We start from the raw sequence: 21,859 nt of genomic DNA on the forward strand, positions 1-21,859 counted from the left end.
ACGACCCAAAGCCGCCTAATCACACCCGGCCAACGTTCCTGGACAACGCACTAGCGGGTTCCGTGCGGCATACGTGGAATGGCCCCCTCGTCACCGTCTGGGGCCCGCTGAAGCCGGCAGTCAGCTGAACCGTGCGAGGAGGTTTCCTTGATGGCGCACCATTCCATCGCCGCGGGCAGTTGCCCGTGACGCCGCAGGGGCGCCCCGACCGGAGGATGGCCGCGCGACGGCACACGCCCCGCTCGGCTCAGGGCGATTTCGAGCCGCACTCCAGAGAGCCAGGGCCCGAGGGAGGTCATCGAACGCCGGACGGGCCAGTCGAGACCCGCGTATGTATGCGCCTAGCGGGCGTAATGTCGGGTTCGCGCCCATATGGCGGCTGCGCTCGAGAGAATGGATATCGTATGGCCACTCTGATCGCCGTGAACGTCGGCATGCCGAAAGGCGTTGCCTGGCATGGCAGGACCACGCATACCGCCATCTGGAAGCACCCTGTCGCCGGACCCCTGATGGCGCGGCGGCTCAATCTGGACGGCGACGGGCAAGGCGACCTATCCGGGCATGGCGGCGAGCAGCGTGCCGTACTGGTCTACCAGCTGGACTCCTACCGCCACTGGCAGGAGCACATGAAGCGGGACGACTTCACGTACGGCCAGTTCGGCGAGAACTTCACCGTGGAGGGACTCGCCGACGACGAGGTGTGCATCGGCGACCGCTACGAGATCGGCGGTGCGCTCTTCGAGGTCACGCAACCCCGGGTGACGTGCTACCGGGTGGGGTTGCGGCTGGGAGAACCTCGGATGGCCGCCCTGCTCGTGTCCCGCCGCCGCCCGGGCTTCTACATGCGCGTGCTGGCAGAAGGGCAGGTGCAGGCAGGAGACGAGATCGTAAAAGTCGTCTCGGGCCCCGAGGAGATGACGGTCGCAGAGATCGACGCGCTGCTCTACCTGCCCGGTCACGCCCGGCCGCAGCTCGAACGCGCCTTGCGCATCCCAGCACTGAGCCCTGGGTGGAAGACGTCGCTGCGAGCCTTGCTCGACGACGCGGATCGCGGCCCTGGCGCCGTGGGCGGCAACAGTGGGCTCAGCGTCACCAGCCCGCCTCCGGCATGGCCCGGGTTCCGCCCGCTCGAAGTCGTCCGCATCGAACCGGAGAGCGCGAGTATTTTCTCGCTCACTCTGGCGTCAGTTGACGGTGAACCGCTCCCAGCCGCGTTGCCGGGGCAGTTCCTCGGAGTCCGCTTGCGGCCGGACCCACAGGCCTCCCCGGTCATCCGGAACTACTCGTTGTCCGGCCGACCGGGCGCCGAGACCTACCGCATCAGTGTCAAGCAGGAACCGCACGGTCTCGCCAGCACCTACCTTTCTCAGCACGTGAAAGTGGACGATGTTCTCGATGTCGCCGCTCCGCGCGGTACGTTCCTGCTGGCGGACGCGGATACTCCTGTTCTGCTGCTGTCCGCCGGTGTCGGCGCCACTCCGGTCCTGGCCATGCTCCACGCTCTGGCCGCGAAACCCTCACGGCGCCCGGTGTGGTGGCTGCAGGCGGCTCGAGACGGCGAGAACCACCCCTTCGCCGACGAAGTGCACGCGCTGCTCTCCCGGCTGCCCGCAGGCCGGTCATTTGTCTCCTACAGCCGTCCGCGCAGCGTTGACCGCCCAGGTACCGACTACACGATGACGGGGCGGCTCAGCGTCGAGCGGATCCGCGCCCTCGAGCTGCCTCCGGACGCCGACGCCTACCTTTGCGGTCCAGGCGCGTTCATGCAGGACTTGTCCGAAGCCCTGGAGTCCTGTGGCATGCCGTCCTCGCGTATCCACACCGAGATCTTCGGGGCCGCGTCCGCCGTCACCCCCGGTGTGGTGGCGGGATCCGCCAGGGCACCGCACCAGCCGGCCCATCTTCCCGGCGGACAGGCGGGGCCGTCCGTGTCCTTCGCTCGCAGCGGGCTGACCGTCCCCTGGCACCGCGACTACGGGACCCTGCTAGAGCTCGCCGAGGCATGCGACGTGCCCGTGCGCTGGTCCTGCCGCACCGGGGTCTGTCACACCTGCGAGACCGGGCTGCTTTCGGGCCACGTCGACTACTCCCCGGAGCCCGTAGACCTCCCCGCCGAGGGAAGCGCCTTCATCTGTTGTTCGACGCCGCCTGCCGATTTGGTCCTGGACATGTGACCGGCTTGCGTCCGCAGCCAAGGGCGTCACGCTGCTGCGCCCGTATCCGTTCCCTGCGCCGCTCCGAGCGAGTCCGCGAGGCGCTGGAAGACGTCCAGGAGCAGGTCATCGACGGTGAGTGCGACGACGAGGCGTTCTCCGTCCAGGGCCGGGAGCCGTCGCACGCCGGACCGGCGGAAGGTCCGGTACGCGGCTTCCACGTTGTCCGTGGCCTCGAGCGCGGCGTCCCGCTCACCTTCCCCCCAGCAGAGCCCTCCCCTGACGTGGCCGACAGGGAACATCGGTCCTGTTTCACGGGCCGTTGAGCGTTCTTCGGCTCCACGGCACAGTGGCGCGGCCGGCGAGAGCCCCGGCCGCGCCGCGGAACATCCGCGGCCGTACGTCGTCCGTACAGGCACAGGAACGGGCAGTTCGGTCCTCCTGCGCAGCCCCTGCGCAGCCCCTGCGCTCAATAGTGCGCGTGGTGCGGCTGCCGGGGCCGGGCCAGGACAGCATCCGGGATCCGGCGGATCTGCGACCGCCGCGTGCGCCGAGCGGACAGCCGGTCCACGACTGCCTCGGCGGCGAGGGTCGCAACCAGTACCAGCACCATTGCGGCGCCCAACATGTACACAAAGAGCGTCCAGAAGTCCGCGGTCAGGGTCGTATACACGGCGGTCATCTCCTCACATCTGCTCGTCAACAGGAGCTTCCGTCCCTCAGCCTCCCCCCGCTGCGCGCCCTCCGCCCGGGGCCGGATGGGTCATTCGGGACCCGTACGGCCGGTCATGTGTAGGCCGTACGGCCCCTGATGCGGTACAGCAGGGAACAGGATCCTGGAATCGCACCCGCACAGTCCGTGAACGTTCGACGCGAGGAGGAAGCGATGAGTGCGAAACTGGAACGGCGCCAGGGATGGCCGCCGCTGCTGCCGGAACTGTTCGACTGGATCGAGGCCGGCATCCCCGCGGTGCCGGGAATGCGGAACGTGCCCGGACTGCACGGCATCCGCATCGAGCAGAAGCTGGCCGAGGGCGCGTACGTCGTGAAGGCCGAGTTGCCCGGAATCGACCCGGACCAGGATGTCGAGATCAGCATCGACGGCGATGTGCTGGTCATCCGCGCCGAGCGGACGGAGAAGGCCGAGGGCAGGCACCACTCGGACTTCCGCTACGGAGCGTTCGCCCGTTCCGTCCGGCTGCCCGCGGGCGCCCGGGCGGACGAGACCACGGCCGACTACAAGGACGGCGTCCTCACCGTGAACGTCCCGGTCACAGAGCCGAAGACCGGGGCGCGCACCATCAAGGTGCAGCGCGCCGACGCGTGAGAACCCCGTGATCCCCCGGCACGGCCGGGACGGGGAACGACGATCCCGACCGCGCGACTCCGGTCCGCGGTCGGGGCGGCCGCACGCTCCCAGAGATACCGGTCCCACGCCAGGATCCTCCGGCGGCGACCGTCCAGCGGAGCGGGGGGAGTTGCGTGCCCGGGTGGTAGAGGCTGGCAGGCACTTGCTGCCGGGGCTTGTCGTGCTGTCCGGCTACCGGCGGGCCTGGCTGCGCGGAGATCTGCTCGCCGGGGTGACCGTGGCGGCCTACCTGGTTCCTCAGGTGATGGCGTATGCGGGGCTGGCGGGGTTGCCGCCGGTCGCCGGCCTGTGGGCGATCGTGCCGCCGCTGTTGCTCTACGCGCTGCTGGGCTCGTCCCGGAAGCTGTCGGTCGGGCCGGAGTCCACCACGGCGCTGATGACCGCCACCGTCATCGGGCCGCTCGCCGCCGGGGACCCGGCCCGGTACGCGGTTCTGTGCGCTGCTCTCGCGGTCGCGGTCGGGCTGCTCTGCCTCGTCGCCTGGGCGGGGCGGTTGGGCTTCGTCGCCGATCTGCTGTCCCGGCCGGTTCTCGTCGGCTACATGGCGGGGGTGGCCCTGATCATGATCGTGGACCAGCTACCCCGGCTGACCGGCGTGCCCGTGCACGGGACGGAGTTCTTCCCGCAGCTGTTCTCCTTCGCCCGGCACGTTCCGCAGGCCCATCCGGCCACGCTGGCCTTCGCCACGGCGGCCCTGGTCTTCCTCTTCGCGGTGCAGAGCTACTTCCCCCGGCTGCCGGGGCCGCTGCTCCTCGTCGTCCTGGGAACCGCTGTTGTCGCCGTCTTCGGGCTGGAGCACCACGGGATCACCGTCATCGGCGCCATCCCCTCGGGGTTGCCCCGACCCGCACTGCCGGACCCGGGCGACCTGCCGCACCTGCTGCTGCCCGCGCTCGGAGTACTGCTGGTCGGCTACACGGACGTCATCCTCACCGCCCGCGCCTTCGCGACACAGGACGGCGGTCACCAGCTCGACGCCAATCAGGAGCTGCTGGCGCTGGGCGCCGCGAACCTCGGCGCCGGAGCCCTGCACGGCTTCCCGGTGAGCAGCAGCGCCAGCCGTACGGCGCTCGCCGACGCGGCGGGCGGCCGCACCCAGGCCTACTCCCTCGTAGCGCTCGGCGCCGTGCTCGCCGTGCTGCTGGTCGCAAGCCGGTTGCTGGCCCATATCCCGGCGACCGTGCTGGGCGCCATCGTCGTCTACGCCGCTCTACGGCTGATCGACCTGCCCGGTTTCCGGCGGCTGGCCGCATTCCGCCGCAGAGAGCTGTTGCTGGCGCTCGGCTGCCTCGTCGGCGTCCTGGCTCTGGACATCCTCTACGGCGTGCTGGTCGCCGTCGGCCTCTCCGTCGCCGAGATGCTGGCCCGGGTGGCCCGCCCGCACGACGCGATCGAGGGACGGGTCCCCGGGATGGCCGGGATGCATGATGTCGACGACTATCCGCAGGCTCGTACGATCACCGGGCTGGTCATCTACCGCTACGACTCACCACTCTTCTTCGCCAACGCCGAGAACTTCCGCCGCCGCGCCCTGTCCGCCGTCGACGAACACCGGGGGCCGGTGGCCTGGTTCATCCTCAACACAGAAGCCAATGTCGAGGTCGACATCACCGCACTGGACGCGGTCGAATCCCTGCGCAAGGAACTCGGCCGGCGCGGCATCGTGTTCGCCCTCGCCCGTGTGAAGCAAGAACTGCGCGACGACCTGGACGCGTACGGACTGACCGAGGCGATCGGCCCGGAAAGGATCTTCGCCACGTTGCCCACTGCCGTGGCGGCCTATCAGGACTGGCTCACGAAGCGCCACGGGGCAGGCGCTCCCTGACGAAGGGCAGGACCGGGGGCGGGATCCGTGCGGCAGAACGGCAAGAAGGCCGCCGCTCCGACCACTCGGCACCGGATTCACCCATCCTTCGATCCTGCCGGAACAGCGTCGTAGCGATCGGACCGCCAACGCCACGATCGCCGGACTTCCTTCACGGTTTCGTCGCCTCTGTGCCCGTTCCGCGGTTCCTCAGAGCTTCCGGATCCAGTCGTCGGCCACACCGTGCAGTGCCGGTTCGGCAACCTTCAGGTGCGAGTCGTCGAGCTGGTACGTGAGCTTGTCGACCACGGCGACCACTCCGTCGATCAGCGGGGTAAGACGTAGCGCGATGCCGATCTCGCTGCGGCGTTCCAGCCGCCCCTCCAGCGTCACCACCCCATCATCCACGGTGACGCCGATGGCCTGCGGGACGACCCACAGGGTGCGGACCAGCACCTGGTCGATCACATCGCGGCGGATGTCGCTGTCCGGCCGCAGGAAGACCTGGAGCAGGTCGCGGCGGGTGACGATGCCGATCAGGCGGTCCTGCTCGTCGACGACGGGCAGCCGCTCCACCTTCTGCTCCATCATGGTGCGGGCGGCCTCGGCGATGGAGTCCTCTGCGTGCACCGTGACCGCCGGCTGGGACATCAGCTGCCCCGCGGTACGGGCCCGGACCTTGATCTGCTCCCGGCGATGGCCGCGGAAGAGCCGGCTCCACCGCGAAGCGGTTTCAGCGACGCTCGCGGCCTGGCGCATCATCAGGTCCGTCTCGGAGATGACACCGATGACCTTGTCGTCGCCGTCGACGACGGGAAGTCCGCTGATGCCGTGCCGGGACAGCTGCTCTGCAACCACTTTGAACGGCGTGGCGTAGACGGCCTTGACGACATTGGCCGTCATCACGTCGGTGATCCTGTTGTGCCTCATCACTGATTCCCCATCTCGGTGTGAACGCCCTTCTGCGGTGACGACTTCAGCGTCCACCTGTGCGAGCCGCCTTTCCAGAGGCCGCCCGGCCCTGCGGCGTGGGCCGTACGGTCCACTCATCAGCGGGCACCCCGCCGCAGCGGGATCCGTCCAGTCCGGCTCACCTCGAGAAGGCGACCCCGACGCCACGCAGCCTGTCCCATGCCGGTTGTCCCCAGCCCTGAGGCCAGAACGCTGCGCGGCTTCGGTGGTGGAACCGGCATCGACCCGGTCCTGTCACCGGCGGTGTGCGTCAGGCCGGAACGAACGCAACCGGACTCTCCGCGAATTCGGCGACCGCGTGCCCCACCGGGCCGAGCCCGTCCGGTCCGCGTCCCAACACGACCAGTCCCGCGTGCGCAGACGCGTTCACCAGAGCCCACGACGCGGTGAACAGCCGCACATCCGGAAGAACATCCACCTTGGCGTACTTCTCCCGCCAGCGACGCAACGCGTCATGGAGGACCTGCACTTCCTCGTCCTCCCATTCGGCCCGGTCCTCCTCCAGAACCGTGTACCGCGCACGGCCCTTCACTGGCGCCGGCAGCCGCCAGGCGTGCACCACGCGTAGCCGACAGCCCTGCCGTTGCGCGGCGTCAAAAGCGAAGCCGGTCGCAGTTGCCGCCGGGTGTCGCGCGTCAAACCCAAGGACGATCTCGCCGGCTGTGGCTTCCCGTACCAGGACCACGGGGCACTGTGCGCCGGCGGCAATCTGTCTGGCATCGCGGTTCATCGCACTGATCACGAGGAGGCCGGCACCGGCCGAAGCCGAAAGGAGGGCGGACTGCGGGCGCTCATCTCGCTGAGTCGTCATCGACAGCGCGGGATGCCGCACCCTTACAGCGGCCAGCACCCCGTCAAGGCCACCAGGTAAATCGGAACCCATCAACCGTAATGCGCAGCGACGCCGTTGCGCCTCCGCCGCTGCCCATTCAGCAGTCTCCAGACCCTGAACGGAACCGTCCACACCAGCGACCACACAACGCTCCCCCATGGAGCTCACCTCCGGACTCCACTTTCGGCTCGACATAGGAGTTTCCGCTTGGGTCGGTCAGTCCCTGGTCTGCAGCAGGCCGCAGACCGGTTGGGAGCATTACCGCTGATGCATCGTGGTCAGCGCGTTCATGAGCACTCGCGGATCGCGCTGTCCCTTATAGACCGACGGCGGCTCCTTGCCGAGCTTGAGGAGTGTGTTGACGGCGGTCCAGGCGGTGCGTACCGAGTACTCCACCGTGAAGACCACGTCATCGGGAACCTCGGCGAACTGGCCGATGAAGGCCAGGTTGGTGGAGCCCTTCGGTACTACCTGCGGACGGTCACCGTGCTCACGGACCAGGAACTGGCTGGTGATGTAGGGCATCAGGCACGGGATGACGGTCGAGGTCTCCGCAATGCGGTCCAGGTTCGCTTCGAATTTCAGGTGGTGCAGGACCTCGCGCAGAATCTCCTGCCCTGTGCAGTCGGTCATCGGCTTGCCGACGTAGTCACCGGATCGATCCGGGAAGAGCCCGTAGCCCCACCAGACCGTGACGCCGTCGGGCTGCTCGCGGTACACCGGCTGGTGGTTCAGCACGATGGTGAGCAGCCAACTGGAGGACGGGAAGGTCATCAGACCGCCCTCGCCGGCCTCGCGCCCGCTCAGCGCCTCCATGAGCTCGACGAACAGTGGGTCCTTGCAGGTGACCGTGAAGGACTCCCAAGTGGAGTCCTTCACGCTCCGGTCGAAGACGTGAGGGTTACCGAAGTCGTCGCGTCCTCGGGCCAGCCACTGCCAGAGCCGCCAGGACCCCGGCTGTTCGGAGGCAGCAATGACGGGTATCGGGGCCGCGGTATCGGATCCCAGACTGGAATTGGCGGTCATGGATCCGTTGGTGACGAGAACGAGGTCGTCGGGCGCTACGTGGATGTCTTCTCTGAGACCACCGTGGGTGTACAGGATCCGCTCGACGGTGGTCGCGTCACCCGGTGCGAACGCCAGGTCGGTGACCAGGCAGCCGGTGCGGGTGGTCACGCCTTGGTCGTTCAGCCACTTCTGGAGCGGACGCACGATGGAGTCGTACTGGTTGTACCGGGTCCGGTAGATCCCTGACATGGTGCCGAAAGTCGGGAACAGGTGCACGAAGCGGTTGAGGTAGCGCCGGAACTCGATGGCACTGTGCCATGGCTCGAACGCGAAGGTCGTGCACCACATGTACCAGAAGTTGGTGGTGAAGAACTCTTCGCCGAAGCAGTCGGAGATCCGCTTTCGGTTCAGGAGGCGCTCGGGAGTGGCCATGCAGGCGACCAGTTCGAGGCGGTCGCGTTCGGAGAAGCCCATGGAGCGGACATCGATGATCTTCCCGTCGCTGTCGACCAAGCGGGCAGCGTCATCCCAGGGAAAGGCTTCGTGAGCAGCGAAGGTGTCCTCGGTAACCGAAATCGACGGGTCGTCGACGGAGGGGATGGACGACAGCAGATCGTAGGTACAACGGAACTGGCCCTCGAACATTCGGCCGCCCCGCATCGAGTACCCGGTCTCCGCGGTGCCTCCCGCATCCAGGCTGCCACCGATCACCTCCTGCTCCTCCAGCAGGTGGATGTCACAGCCCGCGAATCCGCCGTCGCGGATCAGGAGAGCGGCGGCTGACAGTGCAGCGATGCCGCTCCCCACAAGATATGCCTTGGCCATAACATGCTCCTCTTCATCGTCACTGCGCCCACAGCTGTCACCGGCCGAAACGCCATCTGCTGCGGGCCGCCGGCGGCTCGTCCCCCGGGATCACCACTCTTCGCGGTGATCAATGCTGCGGCCAGGGCCTAATGGCCACCCCCGGCCCGTCCGACCGGTCCAACAGTGTTCATGAGATCGAGCCGCAGGGCCCGGAACCCCAGCCCCGTCGCGCCAGGGCTCTCAGGCGTGCGGTACCACCGCGACCGGTGCCGAGCAGTGGTGGAGCACGGCGAGTGTGATGGGGCCGATATGCCTGCCGATCGGTGAGTGGCTGGTGCGCCGACCGACGACCAGGAGTGACGTGTCCGCAGAGGCGGTCAGCAGGTGCTCCGCAGGCTTTCCCGGCACGGACTCTTCGATCAGCTCTACTGTGGGATACTTGTCCCGCCAGGGACGCAGCATCTCGGTCAGGGCATGCGACTGTTGAGTTACGAGAGCGGATTCCGGAGTGCTGCCGACCGTTGCGTCGCGGTGCTTGTAGGCCGACGGCAGCTTCCAGCAATGGATGACGCGCAACCTCGCGGAGCGTTGCAGAGCTGCGTCGAAGGCGAACTCGAGCAGTTCGTCGCAGGGCCGTGCGAGATCGAGGCCGAGTACGACATCGCGGTACGGAGTGACGGTCGACGCAAGACCGGCTTCGTCGGGTTGGTGTTCGTCTTGCGCGGTCTCGCCGGACCGTATGAGAACCACCGGCCGCTCGGCGCAGGCGACCGTTGACAACGACGCTGATCCGACGAGGAAGCCCGAAATGCCCTTCGCCTGGAGGGAGCCGAGAACCAGAAGCTCGGCTTCTTCCGCGACGACCGGGAGAACAGCCGCGGGTTGCCCTCCCACCTGGTCAATGACGATCTCCAGCGCGGGGTACTCCCGGGTGAGCTCAGCGGCGGCCTCGCGCGGTATCCGCTGGGCCCAGTGGCGTTGTGCTTCCAAGCCGTCAGATGTCTCGCCGGGATGGGGATGCCAGTTCCAGACATGGACGAGCCGCACTGGCAGGTTCCTGCGCAGCGCCTCACGGGCTGCCCAGCGAGCGCCGGCCATGCTTTCAGGGGAGCCGTCCAGGCCGACAGCAATGGGAGCGGACACGAGCGTTACCTCCAGAAGAGAGTTTCGGTGAACTCGTTCGACAGCAGCCTCCGGCTCTCCACACGCCCGGGACAGGGGCCGCACGGCCCGCTCCGGGGCCGATCGGCCTTACCGGCGGCACGGTTGACGCAGTATCGCTCGACCGTCAAGTGCCACCTGTAAGCGCGAGCAAGTCTGCAGGAGGGCGCCGCCAGGAAGGCCGGCACGACGCCGGTCACCGACGGTGACCCGCGCACACTGACCGCTCACCCCGGGGTCGGGCACCGGCCCATGCAAGGGGCCTACTGCGCGGGCGAGCGGGACCGACCGGCCCTACCGCGTGCGGCACACCGCGTGTGAACTGACAGAAGGTGCGGTTTCGCACCCGCCGACGGATCGAGTCAAGCGACCGGTCGGCAGTCGTCGCACACATGGCCGGAATCGGCCTGTCGAGGTGTGGAGAAGATCATGAGCATTGCATGCGTGCTGGCGGCCGTTGACGGCTCTCCGGAGAGTCTGCGAGCCGTGGACTGGGCGGTGGACGACGCCTTCCGCCGCGGAGCGCGGCTGCGGCTCGTCCACGCTTCTGTCTGGGAGCAGTTCGAACAGGAAACCGTGGACGACATTGAACTCGCGCCCGAGCGTAAGGCAATCGAGGACATCCTGGACTCCGCGGCCGAACGGGCGTCCGCGCGCCGGCCCGGCGTAGCGGTGGATACCGAATTGCTCGCCGAGGACGTCCTGTCCGCGCTGCTGGGCCTGCAGCGCTACTCCCCGCTGCTGGTGCTGGGAATCCGCGGCCACGGCGGATTCCCCGGGTTGCTGCTCGGCTCGGTGAGCCTGCGGGTCGCCGCGAGGGCCGCGTACCCCGTCGTGGTGGTTCGCGGTGAACGTGAGCCCGCGGAGGTCGGGCGCGGCCGTGTGGTGCTGGGTGTGGGGTCGCACGATGTTTCAGCAGCGGCGGAGTTCGCGGTCGAGGAAGCGGCGGGGAGACATGCCGACCTGGAGCTCGTGCACGCATGGCGCCCCGAGATCGACATGTCGGGGGTGTCAGTGGTGATGGACGCCGGTGCGGCGGCCGACCGCGCACAGAACCTGCTGGGCGCAGTGCCCCTTCCCGAGACGGGAGTCAGCGGTCTGCGGGTACGGCGCAATGCTGTGCAGGGCCGGTCTGCCTCCAGCTTGCTGCGTGCGGCTGCCGGAGCAGACCTTCTCGTACTCGGCGCACGCCGCCGGCACGAGCATCCGGGCCTCCAACTCGGTTCGGTGAGCCACGCCATGCTGCACCATGCCCCGTGCCCGGTGGCGATCGTGCCCGCTCGCTGACCCCCGCCGCCGGAGGCGGCCGCCTTGCACCAGGGAGGACCACTCAGGGGGCGCACACCACGCTGCGGCCGCGATACGGCCCGGTGCATCGCAGGTTCTGGTCCTTGCACGCACGGTTGTCGTCGCCTTTGAAGGGCCCGACCAGACTGATCCACGAGGACCATTCGGCGTTCAGCGGGACCTTCGGCCCCTCACGCATCCGGGGACGGCAGAGCACGCTGGATGCAGAGCAACAGGCACTCGCTCACAGCGCCACTTCCAACCCGGACCTTCACCGGCGACTCCCGGACGTTTCGTACACGTCGCGTGTCTCCACCGGTGCACGTGACATCGATGCGGCGCTCGTCGCCGCATGCACGCAGACCCGGTCGATGCCGTCCGTCCCCCGAACACCCGCGGTGGTCCCATCACGGCGGGTGTTCCTCAGCCCTTCCCCGTAGAGCGCGGTCGGCTCGAAAAGCGGGCAGCGAACCAATCTCAGGAGATCGACATGCCGAAGCAGACCCAGGGACCCGCCCGACGTGTGGTCGTCGGAGTGGACGGGTCGGAGTGTTCCACCTCAGCGCTGCGCTGGGCGATGGCCTACGCACAGTTGACCGATGCCACAGTAGAAGCCATCACCACATGGCAGAACCCCGACATGTACACGTACAGCTACGGGTGGGTACCCGGCGTCATCGACCTCGGTGACATCGCCGCCAGCATCCAGAAGAACCTCGACGAGGTCGTCGCCAACGAATCGGAGCGCCTCGACCGGCCGGTCGAAGTGCTGGCCCGTGTGGTGGAAGGCCATCCCGCAGAGGTCCTGCTGGCCGCAGCAGCGGGAGCCCAGTTGCTGACCGTGGGCACCAGGGGACACGGCACCTTCGCCGGGATCCTCCTCGGCTCGGTCAGCCAGCACTGCGTCCAGCACGCACCGTGCCCGGTCGTCGTCGTTCCTGAATGAGATGCCTGCCGGCCAGCTCCTCCGTACCGCCCCGCGAAAGAGAGCTTGGTCGGCCCCTACCCATCGCCACACCGGCGCCATCGGATCCGCGGACCATCGATCATGCCGGGAGGCAGCCATGATGAACACGACAGCAGTGAAACCAGGACGAGGACCCGTCGAACGGCATCCGGGCGAGCAGGTGTCACTCGGCTCCTTCCCCACCTACGACGAGGCGCAGAGCGTCGTCGACTACCTCGCCGACCACGAATTCGAAGTGGAGACCACCCAGATCGTCGGAAGCGACCTCCGGATGGTGGAGCAGATCACCGGGCGGCTGAACTGGGAGCGCGCTCTGCTGTACGGAGCCACGAGCGGAGCATGGTTCGGAGCCTTCGTCGGCCTGCTGCTGAGCATCCTGAGCACGACAGCCTTCTGGAAGGCCATGGTCTGGGGCCTGAGCTGGGGTGTGCTGTTCGGCGGGATCTTCGCGCTGTTCCAGTTCGCCATGACCGCGGGACGCCGGGATTTCACGTCCAGAAGCGCCGTCATTCCCAGCCGTTATCAAGTACTGGTCATGGCGTCGCACGGCGATCACGCGCGATCAGTACTCAGCACCCGGTGAGCACCTGGCAGGCCGAGACCACGGTCCGCCGCTGCCCTCGACGCTAGGAGACAGTCCGGCCCCACAGAGCCGGCCGGCGGGTCCCCCGTCGGCCGGCTCTGTGGCGCTTCGGAACGCACCGGGTGGACGACACACTCACCGTGACCTGGTACCACCCAACGTGGTGGTCAGGCCTTCTCAAGACGGAATCCGGTGATGAGACCGGGCCGAATGCTCAGCACGCGGCCCATCGGGCCGCCGATCAACGGACGGAGCAGTTCCCCATACCGCTGGCCGTCGCGGCCGTCCGTAACGGGCATCGCATAGCCAGTGACGACCACGCTCCAACCGAGGTCCGTCTTCGGGTCGATGGCATCGGCCTCATAGGCCACGACAATGCCGGGGCAGTCGTCGGGCGCCGTGAGCGCGGCGATATCTCCGCCGTCGAAACCCCAGAGGACGATGTCCCCAGCGTCGATGATGTGGTTGACCGGGCATACTGCCGGCAGTGCGTGGCGGGTGAAGACGATGCGGCCGAGAGCGACCGTGCCGAGCAGTCTCAGGGCTTCGTCGGGTTCGAGCGTCGCCGTATGCCGCGGCCCGATTGCGGTGCGATCAGCCGTCGGCGTTCTCGGGGTGATCCCGTGGTACATCCTGATCGCCTCCCTCTCCAACTCCCCTACAGATCACCGCTGTCCCGAACACCGAGTGCTTCCTGCGCGGCTGGGGCCGTCGCCGTCGTGATCCTCAGCCGAGAGGAACCGTGAGCACCGGGCAGTGTGCCCGGTGGAGCAGTCCGTGTACGACGGAGCCGAGTTCCGAGCCGCTCGTGGTACTTTCCACGGTTCCTCCTCACCGAGAACCACCAAGGGTCCAGCTCTCACGCTGCCACAGCGGACTCTCCACGCGGAGGGCCGTTCAGGTCTCAGACGTGGGCCAAGAGTCCCCGAGTACACCCTCCCCAACAGCAGGCTGCTGCGTGCGGAGTGCGTGATCCGGTCCGGCATCCCGGGGGTGGGCAGGGGGCTGGTCGGTCCGACCAGGGGCCGTTTGGCCCCTCCTCCGCATCCTTGTCCCGGGCCACTCTGAAAGACCGCAGACCCCCCGCTCCGCCGGCTACCGCTGGAACGTGCCCCCAGGAGGCTCCCGCCATGAAACACCATGTGACCGTCGGCATCGACGGGTCACTCGAGAGCCGGACAGCAGCCATATGGGGTGCACGGGAGGCATCCTTGCGGGAGGTCCCGCTGCGACTCGTCCACGCGGTCGACTGGCCCATGAGCCCAGCCATTCCGCGGTCGGGCCGGGAGAGCGCCGACCGATGGGCCGACGAGGCGCTCACCGAGGCTTCGGAGGACGTACGCCGCCGGTACCCGGGCCTGGAGATCACCATCCGCTGTCTCTCCGGCAGGCCGGCCGCAGCCCTGGCGGCCGAGGCCACCGACGCAGAGCTGCTCGTCCTCGGCTCCCGAGGCCTGGGCAGCCTGGTCGGCTTCTTCGTCGGTTCGGTGGGCATGTCGACGCTCGCGGCCACGGAAACCCCGGTGGCCCTCGTACGGCCGCCGCGGGAAACCGGGCCCACGGAGCCCGCCGGGTACGGCGAGATCGTCGTGGGCGTGGACATCCACGAAGCCGCCGACAGACTCCTCTCCTTCGCCTTCGAGGAAGCCGCCCGTCGCAAGTGCGCCCTGCGGGCCGTGCATGGCTGGAAGCTTCCTCCCGCCTACGAGTACATCCCCTTCTTCGACCCCGACAACGAACGGGACATCGGCCGGAGTGTCACGCAGATGCTGGACGACATGCTGAAGCCGTGGCGAGACAAGTTCCCCTCCGTTCGCGCGGACTCCCAGGCGTTCATGGGACCTGCCGGCAGCCGACTGGTTCAGGCTTCGGTGGGCGCGGACCTCGTCATCGTCGGCCGGCATCTGCGCCGCTCGCCCCTGGGCGCCCATCTCGGGCCGGTCGCCCACGCCGTGCTGCACCACGCCACCGCCCCTGTCGCCGTCATCGCCCACGACTGACAACGCGGGAGCACAGCCCCCGAACGGAGGCGGTGCGTCCACGGCCCAGGCCGTTGAGCTCACAACCGGTGTGCGCTGCGGCTGGTCGCCCTCCAGCTCCGACATCCTCATGCGCTTTGATAGAATTGCAAAAAATGGCAATTCATTACATGCTGTTGGTGCTGTGTCTGCAGTCGTCGATGGCACAGGACGAAGCCCAGTCCGGTGGGAGCCGGCGATGAGGAGGGCGCGCTGTGGCGGTTCCGCTGTATCAGGCCAAGGCAGACTTCTTCCGGATGCTCGCGCATCCGGTGCGGATCCGGGTGCTGGAGCTGCTGCAGGAGGGGCCCATACCGGTCCGCAAGCTGCTGACGGCGATCGAGGTGGAGCCGTCGAGCCTGTCGCAGCAGCTCGCCGTGCTGCGGCGGTCCGGGATCGTCACGTCCACCCGGGACGGTTCGACCGTGGTGTACGCGCTGGCCGGCGGAGACGTGGCCGTGTTGATGTCCGTGGCGCGCACCATCCTCGCGCAGGTTCTCACCGGCCAGAACGAGCTTCTTGCCGAGCTGCGGAAGAACGAGGTCGTCTCCCGGTGACTACGGTGCTGCACGATGCCTGGGGTTCGATCCGCTCGCTGCTCCCGGTCCGGGCGGATTTCTCCGGGATGCGACGGCAGCCGCGCCGGGATCTGCTGGCCGGGCTGACAGTGGCGATCGTGGCATTGCCGCTGGCTTTGGGGTTCGGGGTCTCGTCCGGGCTCGGCGCGGAGGCGGGGCTGGCCACCGCTGTGGTGGCCGGCGCGGTGGCTGCCGTCTTCGGCGGGTCGAATCTGCAGGTGTCCGGGCCCACCGGGGCGATGACCGTGGTGCTGGTCCCGATCGTGGCGCGGTACGGACCGGGCGGGGTGCTCACCGTCGGGCTGATGGCCGGGCTCATCCTGATCGCACTGGCTGTGGCGAAGGCCGGCCGGTACATGAAGTACGTTCCGGCGCCGGTCGTGGAGGGCTTCACGCTGGGTATCGCCTGCGTGATCGGACTGCAGCAGGTGCCGGCCGCGCTGGGTGTGGCCACGCCAAGAGGAGAGAAAGTACTCGTCGTGGCCTGGCGCGCGGTGGAGGAGTTCGCGGCGCATCCGAACTGGACGGCCGTCGGCCTGTCGGCCGGTGTCGCGACGCTGATGCTGGCCGGTGCCCGTTGGCGTCCGACGGTGCCGTTCTCCATCGTCGGGGTCATCGCAGCGACCCTCGCGGCACAAGCCGCCCACTTCGACGTGGCCCGGATCGGGCATCTGCCGGCCGGCCTTCCCGCGCCCTCCCTCGGATTCCTGGACCTGTCCACAGTGTCCTCGCTGCTGGGTCCGGCGATCGCGGTGGCCGCGCTCGCCGCCCTGGAGTCGCTGCTGTCGGCGACCGTGGCCGACGGCATGACGGTGGGGCAGAAGCACAATCCGGACCGTGAACTGTTCGGGCAGGGCCTCGCCAACCTGGCCGCTCCGCTGTTCGGTGGAGTTCCCGCGACGGCTGCCATCGCGCGTACCGCGGTCAATGTGCGCTCCGGGGCGGGTTCCCGGCTTGCCGCCCTCACCCACGCCGTGGTCCTGGCGGCGATCGTGTTCGCGGCGGCGCCGCTGGTGGCCCGGATCCCGTTGGCCGCGCTGGCGGGGGTCCTGTTGGCCACCGCGATCCGGATGATCGAGGTCGGTTCGCTGCGGGCAATGGTCCGCGCCACGCGGGGTGATGCACTCGTCCTGATCCTCACCGCGCTGGCGACACTGGCACTCGACCTCGTGTACGCGGTAGTCCTGGGGCTGGTGGTCGCGGCGGTGGTCGCCCTGCGCGCGGTCGCCCAGCACGCCCGGTTGGACTGGGTCCCGCTGGAGCACGACCCGGCGGGCGATCACAGCGTCGAGGAGCATGAGCTGCTGGCCGAGCACATCGTGGCGTACCGGATCGAGGGGCCGCTGTTCTTCGCCGCCGCACCGGTTCCTGCTGGAGCTGACCGATGTCGCCGATGTGCGGGTGGTGATCCTGCGGCTGTCACGCATCACCGCCCTGGATGCCACGGGGGCACTGGTCCTCAAGGACGCGGTGCACAAACTGAGTCGTCGCGGGATCACCGTGATGGCATCGGGCATCCAGGCCGGCCAACGGCAGGCTCTGGACGCGCTCGGTGTCCTGGATCCGTTGTATGCCAACGGCGGAGTCTTCAGCACCACGCCGGAGGCGATCCGCGCGGCCCGAACCCACCTGCAGCGCACGGGAGTTCTGGTGATCCCCGCTGAAGCCGCCAAAATCCCTACCGAGGAGCCGGCCGGATGACCTCCATGTCCCACAGAATGACGGAAATGATGGGGCCCGAAGCCCTGTGGCTGCTCAGAGGCACCACCGGTGGCCGTCTGGTGTTCGTCCAACGCGGGCTGACCCAGGTCCGGCCCGCAGTCCATGTCCTGGAGAACGGTCGTCTCATCGTCCGTGTCCCGGCGCCCGAGGGCGCCCTCGCGGGACCAGCCGTTGTGACGTACAACGCCGAGGAGATCGTTGCGGCACGGCGCAGCGGGTGGTCGATCAGCGTCACCGGACCGGTCGGACTGATCGTTGACGTCGACGAGGCCGCACACTACCGCCGTACGCTCCCCGGCTGGGTCTTCGGCCCGCATGACACGCTCGCCCACATCAGCCCACAAACCGTTCGCGGCTATCGGCTTGCCGCTGCTACGGCCGCCGCTGCGGAGATTGCCGGTTCCGGAAGGTCGAACGGTTCGTGACCCGGATCGCTGACTTGCATCACCGGCACGTGATGACCGTTCCCATGGCGCCCGGTGCGGTGGCCCGGGCGCGTGAGACCGCCGAAGACGTCTACCGCGCCTGGGGCATCAACCGGGCTCACCCCGTCATGGGGCCCGCGCTGCTCATCCTGAGCGAACTGGTCGCGAACAGTGTCCGGCACGCCGCTACGGCGTCCCCGCAGGCCACCGTCACGTACGCGGCCGGGGCGGATGTTCTGGCCTTCGCGGTCCACGACCGTCATCCCCATCAGCCGGACCTGGTCGAGTTCGCCGTCGCCGGTGGTGGCCTGGCGATGATCGCCGAGCTGACCGCCGAGCTCGGGGGTACCTGCACGGTGCGTCCCGACGCCGACGGAGGCGGGAAGAACATGTGGATCACCCTGCCGCTGTAGAAGCCCGGCCCGCAGCGGTCACATCGAAGAAGGAAGAGCGAGAAGCAGAACATGACCATCCAATGGCACTACACCACCCTCGAGGGTCTGGGGCTCCTGTCCGTCTCCGGCTTCCTGGGCGCTGACTCCGTCTCCCGTTTCGGCGGAGCGGTGGGCTGGGTGCAGGCCCGAGGCGCCGGCCCCGTGATTCTCGACCTGGCTCTCCTGCGGGGATGGTCAGCAGCGGGGCAGGAGGCCGTGACCGAAGCGGCCCGCCGCCTCGCTGCCGCCGGCCGGCCGCTGGAACTCGCTGCGATCCCCGCCGACGGGCTGGTCGTCCCCGGCGAATGCATCCGCCGGTGACCATCCACTACGACCTGGCCGCGGCCTTGTCAGCCCATTCCGTGTCTGCTGAGGACTCGAGCGGCCAGCAGGAGTGGCGGACCACCGGCTGGCCGGAGAACGGTCTGACACCCGCCACCTGAACCACCGCCGGACCGAATCGTCAGGGCTGGCTCCGGCGGGGCCTCGAAGCCGAAGGCCGCCGGGTTGCCGGTGTTGAGTTTCACGATGGGGTGCCCCGCAGCCTCCAGCCGCATTGCCTCGTGGAGCACTGGTCCGCGAATGTCGTAACAGACATTCGCCAGCTTGGCGGACTGGGTCACCTGCATGCGCATCGCCTTACGGGTAGAGAGCGACCAGGGGTGTGATCCCTGGGGTCAGACATCGGTGGGGTGCGAGGAGCCGGGCAGCAACGCGAGCGTCAGCGCCTGGACCAGCCCGGCTTGCCCGACCGGCGGCAGCAGGCCCCCTGCCGGAGCCCGTGCGGCCAGCGCCCGCACAGCGCTCACCAGGCCGTGCGGACCCAAGTGGCGGGTGCGGGCAGCGACGGTGAGCAAGGCCGGCAGTGCGTGAAAGGGGTGTGGCTGCTGAGTGCTCGCATGCAGAGGCGGCAGCTCCTGCGGGCAGGCACGCAGGACCGGAGTCCCGTCCCGGGGTGCCGGCAGACCGAATAGATCCACCACCAGATCAGCGGGAAACGGCGTGATAGGTGAGCCGGACGTATCGATGGTCAGGTCACGGATACCCGCGGACAGCAGTAGACCGGACAACTCGCAGCCGGCTTCGGGCCCGGACAGCACCACCCGCGCCGTGTCCAGCGGAATCCCTTTGCGGTCCAGGGCGTTGAGCGCGGCTGCCGCGGTGGCGACGGCATGGGCGTGGCAGACGGCATCGACGACGGGGGTCGAGGAGCCCTCCAACGCCGCCCGGACGGCATGGGCGTACAGCGGATGGGTGTGGATCAGGCACAGGACAGCGAAGCCGGGTGCGAGAACGGTGGCGATCGTGGCGAGGGCCCCAGGGGTGTCTGCCGCCACCGGCAGGGGGTGAATGTCCAGGCCGGTGGCACGGCGCAAATGGACCGCGGCGGACTCCAGAGCGGGCAGCACACAGGTGACCGGCAGAGGACCCAGGCCGGCGACTGCGGAGGCGTTGGACAGCAGCGCGATGCGCCGACCCCGGCCGGTGTACCGGTCCACGTCACCGCGTTGGAGGAGCAGGTGCTCGATGACGCGCCGGTCCGCCGTGCTGTCCAGCAGGGCCCGATCGCGCTCAGAGGCGGCCGGCACGCACAGTCGCTGCGTGGTCTTGCCGGTGGCGGCCGCTTCGAACACGGGGTCCGCCAGGTGGATCAGGTCGTCGCCGAGCCGGTCACGCAGCATGTTGCGCAGGCGGTGCAGGGTCTGCGGACCATCGGTGTCGACCATCACGCGCTGCGCACCGGTGTCCGGATGGATGTCCTCAGCGACCAGTGCCGCCCCTGCGGTCACGGCGAGGATCGCCGCCACCGTGGAGAACGCCGGACAGCGGAACGTCACCTCAAGGCCGTACTCGGGTCGCGTTCGGGCAGGGGGCTGGGTCATCGGGCATTCCCGCTGCTGGACGCTGCCGACCGGTGCGGCACCCGGAGTGCACCCGTCATCAGGTGTCGCGGGTAAGGCGGTATCCCGTGATGCGCCGGGGGTGGATGAGCAGGAAATGCTCGGCGTGCACCGTTGCTGTGGCACCCAGTCGCGCCCGGTAGTGCCTCAGGCGGGTGCCGGTGATCTGGTCGGCGAGACCGGTGACGATGACGGTCCATCCGGTGTGGTCCCGCATGTTGATCTGGTCGACCTGATACGTGAGCTGCCGGGGGAAGGCGAACCGGGATGCGGGGGCGGGCCGTTGCGCGCGCAGGATGAGCTGTCCGTCGTCGAGCAGGTGATGCTGGACAGGGATGGCCGCCAGGGCAGGATCGCAGCGTGTCAGCCGGCCGGCCCTGTCGGACGCCAGCAGGGACCGGGCCATGTCCGCAGAGACGGGCAGCAGGTTGGGCAGAGCTTGCGTCATCGGTGGGCTCCAATGTGGGAAGCGCTCTGTGGGCATGGGGCGGCCGAGGCCGCAAGGGTGCGCGGGCGAGCTCCCACGGCCGGATCGCCTGCGGTGGAACAGGTCGGGCCGAATACCCGCGCCTCCTGTCGCGCACGAGCCCACGTCATGGCTCGGCGCCAGATCCCCCTCGCCCCGGGCCCCGGCACGGGGATCCGCGGTGGTGGCAGGAGGAGCTCGAGCCGCGGCACGACACCAAGATCACCTCTGCCTCACCGCGGCAGGCGGCACCGGGACCGGCAGTTCGACATCGTGCGTCCGTCCCAGACGCTGCAGTTCCTCCAGGTCGACCGAGTACACGGCGACCATCCACACGTCTCCCGCCTCGGCGGCATCAGCCAGCGCCTGACACAGCGTGGCCGCCTGCCGCTGCAGAGCGGCCCTGAATCCCTCGCCCATCAGCAACTCCCTTGTTTTCCGCCCACACCCGGTAGCGGGGAACGACGGACCGGCAACAGCCATCGGCGCACCTGTGCAGTGGGTGAAGTGGCCGCTCCGGATGTCAGGGCCCCGGAGCGGCCACTAGATGCCAACCTTAGCACTTGCTAAGATTGGCAACTATGAAGAATGGAATGAAGAGGCGGATGCGCATCACACCCATCCGCGGCGACGAAGCTCCGGTCCTGTTCTGCCCCGCCTGCACCCTGCGCTGCAGGCCCGCCGCCCTCGACGCGAGCAGCCGCTGTCCGCGGTGTGGGAACGACCGCATGCTGCACCCGTTCTCCAGCACCGCACGCCGTGCGGGCCGGAGCGCTCACGCGATGCCGCCCCATGAGAACGGCCAAGCCGGAGGCGACCTCGATCAACATCACCCCTGGCCGGGATGGCTCCCCTCCACATGGGCGCGGCGGTTTCGCGACGGGCACCTGGCACCAGGGCAATCGGTGGCCACCGCCGGCCCTGCGGGTGTGATCCCCAGCAGTGAGCGACGGGGGCGGAAGTAGCCATGGAGTGGAATTTCGAAGACCGCAACGGCACCGGCGTGCTGCATCTGTACGGCCATCTGGGCCGACGCGTTACCGACCGCTTCGCCGGAGCGGTCGGCTGGGCCCGGGCGCGAACCACGGGAACGCTGGTGCTGGACGTGTCCGGGCTGATGGGCTGGAGCCCGGACGGAGAGGCCGCGATCCTCGCTGCAGCGCCCGCCGGCTTGGCGCTGTGCGGGCTCCGAGGTCGCCCCACCCCGCTGCTGACGGAGAATGCCCTGGTCGGTGTCCGGGTCTTCCCCGACCTGGATGTCGCTTTGACGGCTCTTGCCCAGGCTCCGGAGCCCGCGGAAACCGGCCGACGGCGGCAGGCGGGGCCCTCGCGCGCCGCCTGAACGAGGAGAACCGCACGGAATTGCTAAAGT

General features: G+C 68.7%; 22 protein-coding genes and 3 pseudogenes. 14 read left to right on the plus strand and 11 right to left on the minus strand.

Going from position 1 to position 21,859, the window contains the following annotated elements:
* Nucleotides 1-404: 404 nt before the first annotated feature.
* Nucleotides 405-2,174 (plus strand): MOSC and FAD-binding oxidoreductase domain-containing protein, encoded by a 1,770-nt coding sequence (locus C6N31_RS40645; protein WP_198359489.1) that lies wholly within the window; start codon nucleotides 405-407, stop codon nucleotides 2,172-2,174.
* Between the two features lie 26 nt (nucleotides 2,175-2,200).
* On the opposite strand, the gene C6N31_RS40650 is transcribed toward C6N31_RS40645, so the two are convergent.
* Both C6N31_RS40650 and C6N31_RS40655 read right to left on the minus strand, forming a co-directional pair.
* Nucleotides 2,201-2,455, minus strand: a complete 255-nt coding sequence (locus tag C6N31_RS40650) for a CBS domain-containing protein (protein WP_232486265.1) — start codon at nucleotides 2,453-2,455, stop codon at nucleotides 2,201-2,203.
* 167 nt (nucleotides 2,456-2,622) lie between these two features.
* Nucleotides 2,623-2,826, minus strand: coding sequence for a hypothetical protein (locus C6N31_RS40655; RefSeq protein ID WP_138351957.1), 204 nt, complete (start codon nucleotides 2,824-2,826; stop codon nucleotides 2,623-2,625).
* Between the two features lie 213 nt (nucleotides 2,827-3,039).
* On the opposite strand from C6N31_RS40655, the gene C6N31_RS40660 reads away from it, so the two are divergent.
* Together C6N31_RS40660 and sulP are read left to right on the plus strand one after the other, a co-directional pair.
* Nucleotides 3,040-3,480, plus strand: a complete 441-nt coding sequence (locus C6N31_RS40660; RefSeq protein WP_198359490.1) for an Hsp20/alpha crystallin family protein — start codon at nucleotides 3,040-3,042, stop codon at nucleotides 3,478-3,480.
* A 184-nt stretch (nucleotides 3,481-3,664) separates the two neighbouring features.
* Nucleotides 3,665-5,347: a sulfate permease gene (sulP, locus tag C6N31_RS40665; protein WP_232486266.1), complete on the plus strand. Its 1,683-nt coding sequence runs from the start codon at nucleotides 3,665-3,667 to the stop codon at nucleotides 5,345-5,347.
* Between the two features lie 189 nt (nucleotides 5,348-5,536).
* On the opposite strand, the gene C6N31_RS40670 is transcribed toward sulP, so the two are convergent.
* The 4 genes and pseudogenes from C6N31_RS40670 to C6N31_RS40685 form a co-directional block, all read right to left on the minus strand.
* Complete coding sequence (locus C6N31_RS40670) at nucleotides 5,537-6,256, minus strand: CBS domain-containing protein (protein ID WP_138351960.1); 720 nt, start codon at nucleotides 6,254-6,256, stop codon at nucleotides 5,537-5,539.
* Between the two features lie 292 nt (nucleotides 6,257-6,548).
* Nucleotides 6,549-7,274, minus strand: a complete 726-nt coding sequence (locus C6N31_RS40675; protein WP_244809707.1) for a universal stress protein — start codon at nucleotides 7,272-7,274, stop codon at nucleotides 6,549-6,551.
* Between the two features lie 114 nt (nucleotides 7,275-7,388).
* A pseudogene (locus tag C6N31_RS40680) lies at nucleotides 7,389-8,969 on the minus strand (oleate hydratase); the annotation flags it as partial.
* A gap of 216 nt (nucleotides 8,970-9,185) precedes the next feature.
* Entirely contained in the window at nucleotides 9,186-10,088 is a 903-nt protein-coding gene (locus tag C6N31_RS40685; protein WP_198359492.1) for a universal stress protein, read from the minus strand.
* Nucleotides 10,089-10,523: 435 nt separating this feature from the next.
* Here C6N31_RS40685 and C6N31_RS40690 point away from each other — a divergent pair, with 435 nt between their 5' ends.
* From C6N31_RS40690 to C6N31_RS40705, 4 genes are all read left to right on the plus strand, one after another.
* The gene (locus C6N31_RS40690; protein ID WP_307811602.1) at nucleotides 10,524-11,393 is read left to right on the plus strand and encodes a universal stress protein; all 870 of its coding nucleotides are present in this window, start codon (nucleotides 10,524-10,526) and stop codon (nucleotides 11,391-11,393) included.
* 83 nt (nucleotides 11,394-11,476) lie between these two features.
* Nucleotides 11,477-11,833 carry a DUF5133 domain-containing protein gene (locus C6N31_RS40695; protein WP_307811603.1) on the plus strand — a complete coding sequence of 119 codons (357 nt, stop codon included), beginning with the start codon at nucleotides 11,477-11,479 and terminating at the stop codon, nucleotides 11,831-11,833.
* A 50-nt stretch (nucleotides 11,834-11,883) separates the two neighbouring features.
* The gene (locus tag C6N31_RS40700; protein WP_198359493.1) at nucleotides 11,884-12,339 is read left to right on the plus strand and encodes a universal stress protein; all 456 of its coding nucleotides are present in this window, start codon (nucleotides 11,884-11,886) and stop codon (nucleotides 12,337-12,339) included.
* A gap of 118 nt (nucleotides 12,340-12,457) precedes the next feature.
* Nucleotides 12,458-12,943 carry a YflT domain-containing protein gene (locus C6N31_RS40705; protein WP_232486268.1) on the plus strand — a complete coding sequence of 162 codons (486 nt, stop codon included), beginning with the start codon at nucleotides 12,458-12,460 and terminating at the stop codon, nucleotides 12,941-12,943.
* A gap of 167 nt (nucleotides 12,944-13,110) precedes the next feature.
* Here C6N31_RS40705 and C6N31_RS40710 read toward each other — a convergent pair whose 3' ends face one another.
* Nucleotides 13,111-13,575 (minus strand): pyridoxamine 5'-phosphate oxidase family protein, encoded by a 465-nt coding sequence (locus tag C6N31_RS40710; RefSeq protein WP_138351964.1) that lies wholly within the window; start codon nucleotides 13,573-13,575, stop codon nucleotides 13,111-13,113.
* 498 nt (nucleotides 13,576-14,073) lie between these two features.
* Here C6N31_RS40710 and C6N31_RS40715 point away from each other — a divergent pair, with 498 nt between their 5' ends.
* From C6N31_RS40715 to C6N31_RS40740, 6 genes and pseudogenes are all read left to right on the plus strand, one after another.
* A complete protein-coding gene (locus C6N31_RS40715) occupies nucleotides 14,074-14,943 on the plus strand; it encodes a universal stress protein (protein WP_187145185.1) in 870 nt (289 codons plus the stop codon).
* Between the two features lie 233 nt (nucleotides 14,944-15,176).
* Nucleotides 15,177-15,518: an ArsR/SmtB family transcription factor gene (locus tag C6N31_RS40720; RefSeq protein ID WP_138351965.1), complete on the plus strand. Its 342-nt coding sequence runs from the start codon at nucleotides 15,177-15,179 to the stop codon at nucleotides 15,516-15,518.
* Between the two features lie 68 nt (nucleotides 15,519-15,586).
* Nucleotides 15,587-17,240 (plus strand): annotated as a pseudogene (locus tag C6N31_RS40725) (SulP family inorganic anion transporter).
* A complete protein-coding gene (locus C6N31_RS40730) occupies nucleotides 17,237-17,686 on the plus strand; it encodes a pyridoxamine 5'-phosphate oxidase family protein (protein WP_198359494.1) in 450 nt (149 codons plus the stop codon). Before C6N31_RS40725 ends, C6N31_RS40730 begins: the two are co-directional and overlap by 4 nt.
* Before the next feature lie 32 nt (nucleotides 17,687-17,718).
* Nucleotides 17,719-18,099 carry an ATP-binding protein gene (locus C6N31_RS40735; protein ID WP_138351967.1) on the plus strand — a complete coding sequence of 127 codons (381 nt, stop codon included), beginning with the start codon at nucleotides 17,719-17,721 and terminating at the stop codon, nucleotides 18,097-18,099.
* A gap of 51 nt (nucleotides 18,100-18,150) precedes the next feature.
* The gene (locus C6N31_RS40740; RefSeq protein WP_306665074.1) at nucleotides 18,151-18,441 is read left to right on the plus strand and encodes an anti-sigma factor antagonist; all 291 of its coding nucleotides are present in this window, start codon (nucleotides 18,151-18,153) and stop codon (nucleotides 18,439-18,441) included.
* 152 nt (nucleotides 18,442-18,593) lie between these two features.
* On the opposite strand, the pseudogene C6N31_RS40745 reads toward C6N31_RS40740, so the two are convergent.
* The 4 genes and pseudogenes from C6N31_RS40745 to C6N31_RS40760 all read right to left on the minus strand — a co-directional run.
* A pseudogene (locus C6N31_RS40745) lies at nucleotides 18,594-18,749 on the minus strand (aminotransferase); the annotation flags it as partial.
* Between the two features lie 48 nt (nucleotides 18,750-18,797).
* Nucleotides 18,798-20,003 (minus strand): malic enzyme-like protein, encoded by a 1,206-nt coding sequence (locus C6N31_RS40750; protein ID WP_198359495.1) that lies wholly within the window; start codon nucleotides 20,001-20,003, stop codon nucleotides 18,798-18,800.
* A gap of 58 nt (nucleotides 20,004-20,061) precedes the next feature.
* On the minus strand, nucleotides 20,062-20,469 hold the full coding sequence (locus C6N31_RS40755) for a pyridoxamine 5'-phosphate oxidase family protein (protein WP_138351970.1): 408 nt from the start codon (nucleotides 20,467-20,469) through the stop codon (nucleotides 20,062-20,064).
* A gap of 240 nt (nucleotides 20,470-20,709) precedes the next feature.
* Nucleotides 20,710-20,907 carry a hypothetical protein gene (locus C6N31_RS40760; protein ID WP_138351971.1) on the minus strand — a complete coding sequence of 66 codons (198 nt, stop codon included), beginning with the start codon at nucleotides 20,905-20,907 and terminating at the stop codon, nucleotides 20,710-20,712.
* 547 nt (nucleotides 20,908-21,454) lie between these two features.
* Here C6N31_RS40760 and C6N31_RS40765 point away from each other — a divergent pair.
* Nucleotides 21,455-21,829: a hypothetical protein gene (locus C6N31_RS40765; protein ID WP_138351973.1), complete on the plus strand. Its 375-nt coding sequence runs from the start codon at nucleotides 21,455-21,457 to the stop codon at nucleotides 21,827-21,829.
* Nucleotides 21,830-21,859: the final 30 nt, after the last annotated feature.

The organism is Streptomyces fildesensis (assembly GCF_016107395.1).
GTDB lineage: Bacteria > Actinomycetota > Actinomycetes > Streptomycetales > Streptomycetaceae > Actinacidiphila > Actinacidiphila fildesensis.

Coding starts and splice junctions, on each gene's coding strand:
- C6N31_RS40660 (WP_198359490.1), top strand. CDS start 3,040: ATGAGTGCGAAACTGGAACGGCGCCAGGGATGGCCGCCGCTGCTGCCG.
- C6N31_RS40755 (WP_138351970.1), bottom strand. CDS start 20,469: ATGACGCAAGCTCTGCCCAACCTGCTGCCCGTCTCTGCGGACATGGCC.
- C6N31_RS40650 (WP_232486265.1), bottom strand. CDS start 2,455: ATGTTCCCTGTCGGCCACGTCAGGGGAGGGCTCTGCTGGGGGGAAGGT.
- C6N31_RS40715 (WP_187145185.1), top strand. CDS start 14,074: ATGAAACACCATGTGACCGTCGGCATCGACGGGTCACTCGAGAGCCGG.
- C6N31_RS40730 (WP_198359494.1), top strand. CDS start 17,237: ATGACCTCCATGTCCCACAGAATGACGGAAATGATGGGGCCCGAAGCC.
- C6N31_RS40750 (WP_198359495.1), bottom strand. CDS start 20,003: ATGACCCAGCCCCCTGCCCGAACGCGACCCGAGTACGGCCTTGAGGTG.
- C6N31_RS40735 (WP_138351967.1), top strand. CDS start 17,719: ATGACCGTTCCCATGGCGCCCGGTGCGGTGGCCCGGGCGCGTGAGACC.
- C6N31_RS40740 (WP_306665074.1), top strand. CDS start 18,151: ATGACCATCCAATGGCACTACACCACCCTCGAGGGTCTGGGGCTCCTG.
- C6N31_RS40710 (WP_138351964.1), bottom strand. CDS start 13,575: ATGTACCACGGGATCACCCCGAGAACGCCGACGGCTGATCGCACCGCA.
- C6N31_RS40760 (WP_138351971.1), bottom strand. CDS start 20,907: ATGGGCGAGGGATTCAGGGCCGCTCTGCAGCGGCAGGCGGCCACGCTG.
- C6N31_RS40670 (WP_138351960.1), bottom strand. CDS start 6,256: ATGAGGCACAACAGGATCACCGACGTGATGACGGCCAATGTCGTCAAG.
- C6N31_RS40765 (WP_138351973.1), top strand. CDS start 21,455: ATGGAGTGGAATTTCGAAGACCGCAACGGCACCGGCGTGCTGCATCTG.
- C6N31_RS40645 (WP_198359489.1), top strand. CDS start 405: ATGGCCACTCTGATCGCCGTGAACGTCGGCATGCCGAAAGGCGTTGCC.
- C6N31_RS40700 (WP_198359493.1), top strand. CDS start 11,884: ATGCCGAAGCAGACCCAGGGACCCGCCCGACGTGTGGTCGTCGGAGTG.
- C6N31_RS40705 (WP_232486268.1), top strand. CDS start 12,458: ATGATGAACACGACAGCAGTGAAACCAGGACGAGGACCCGTCGAACGG.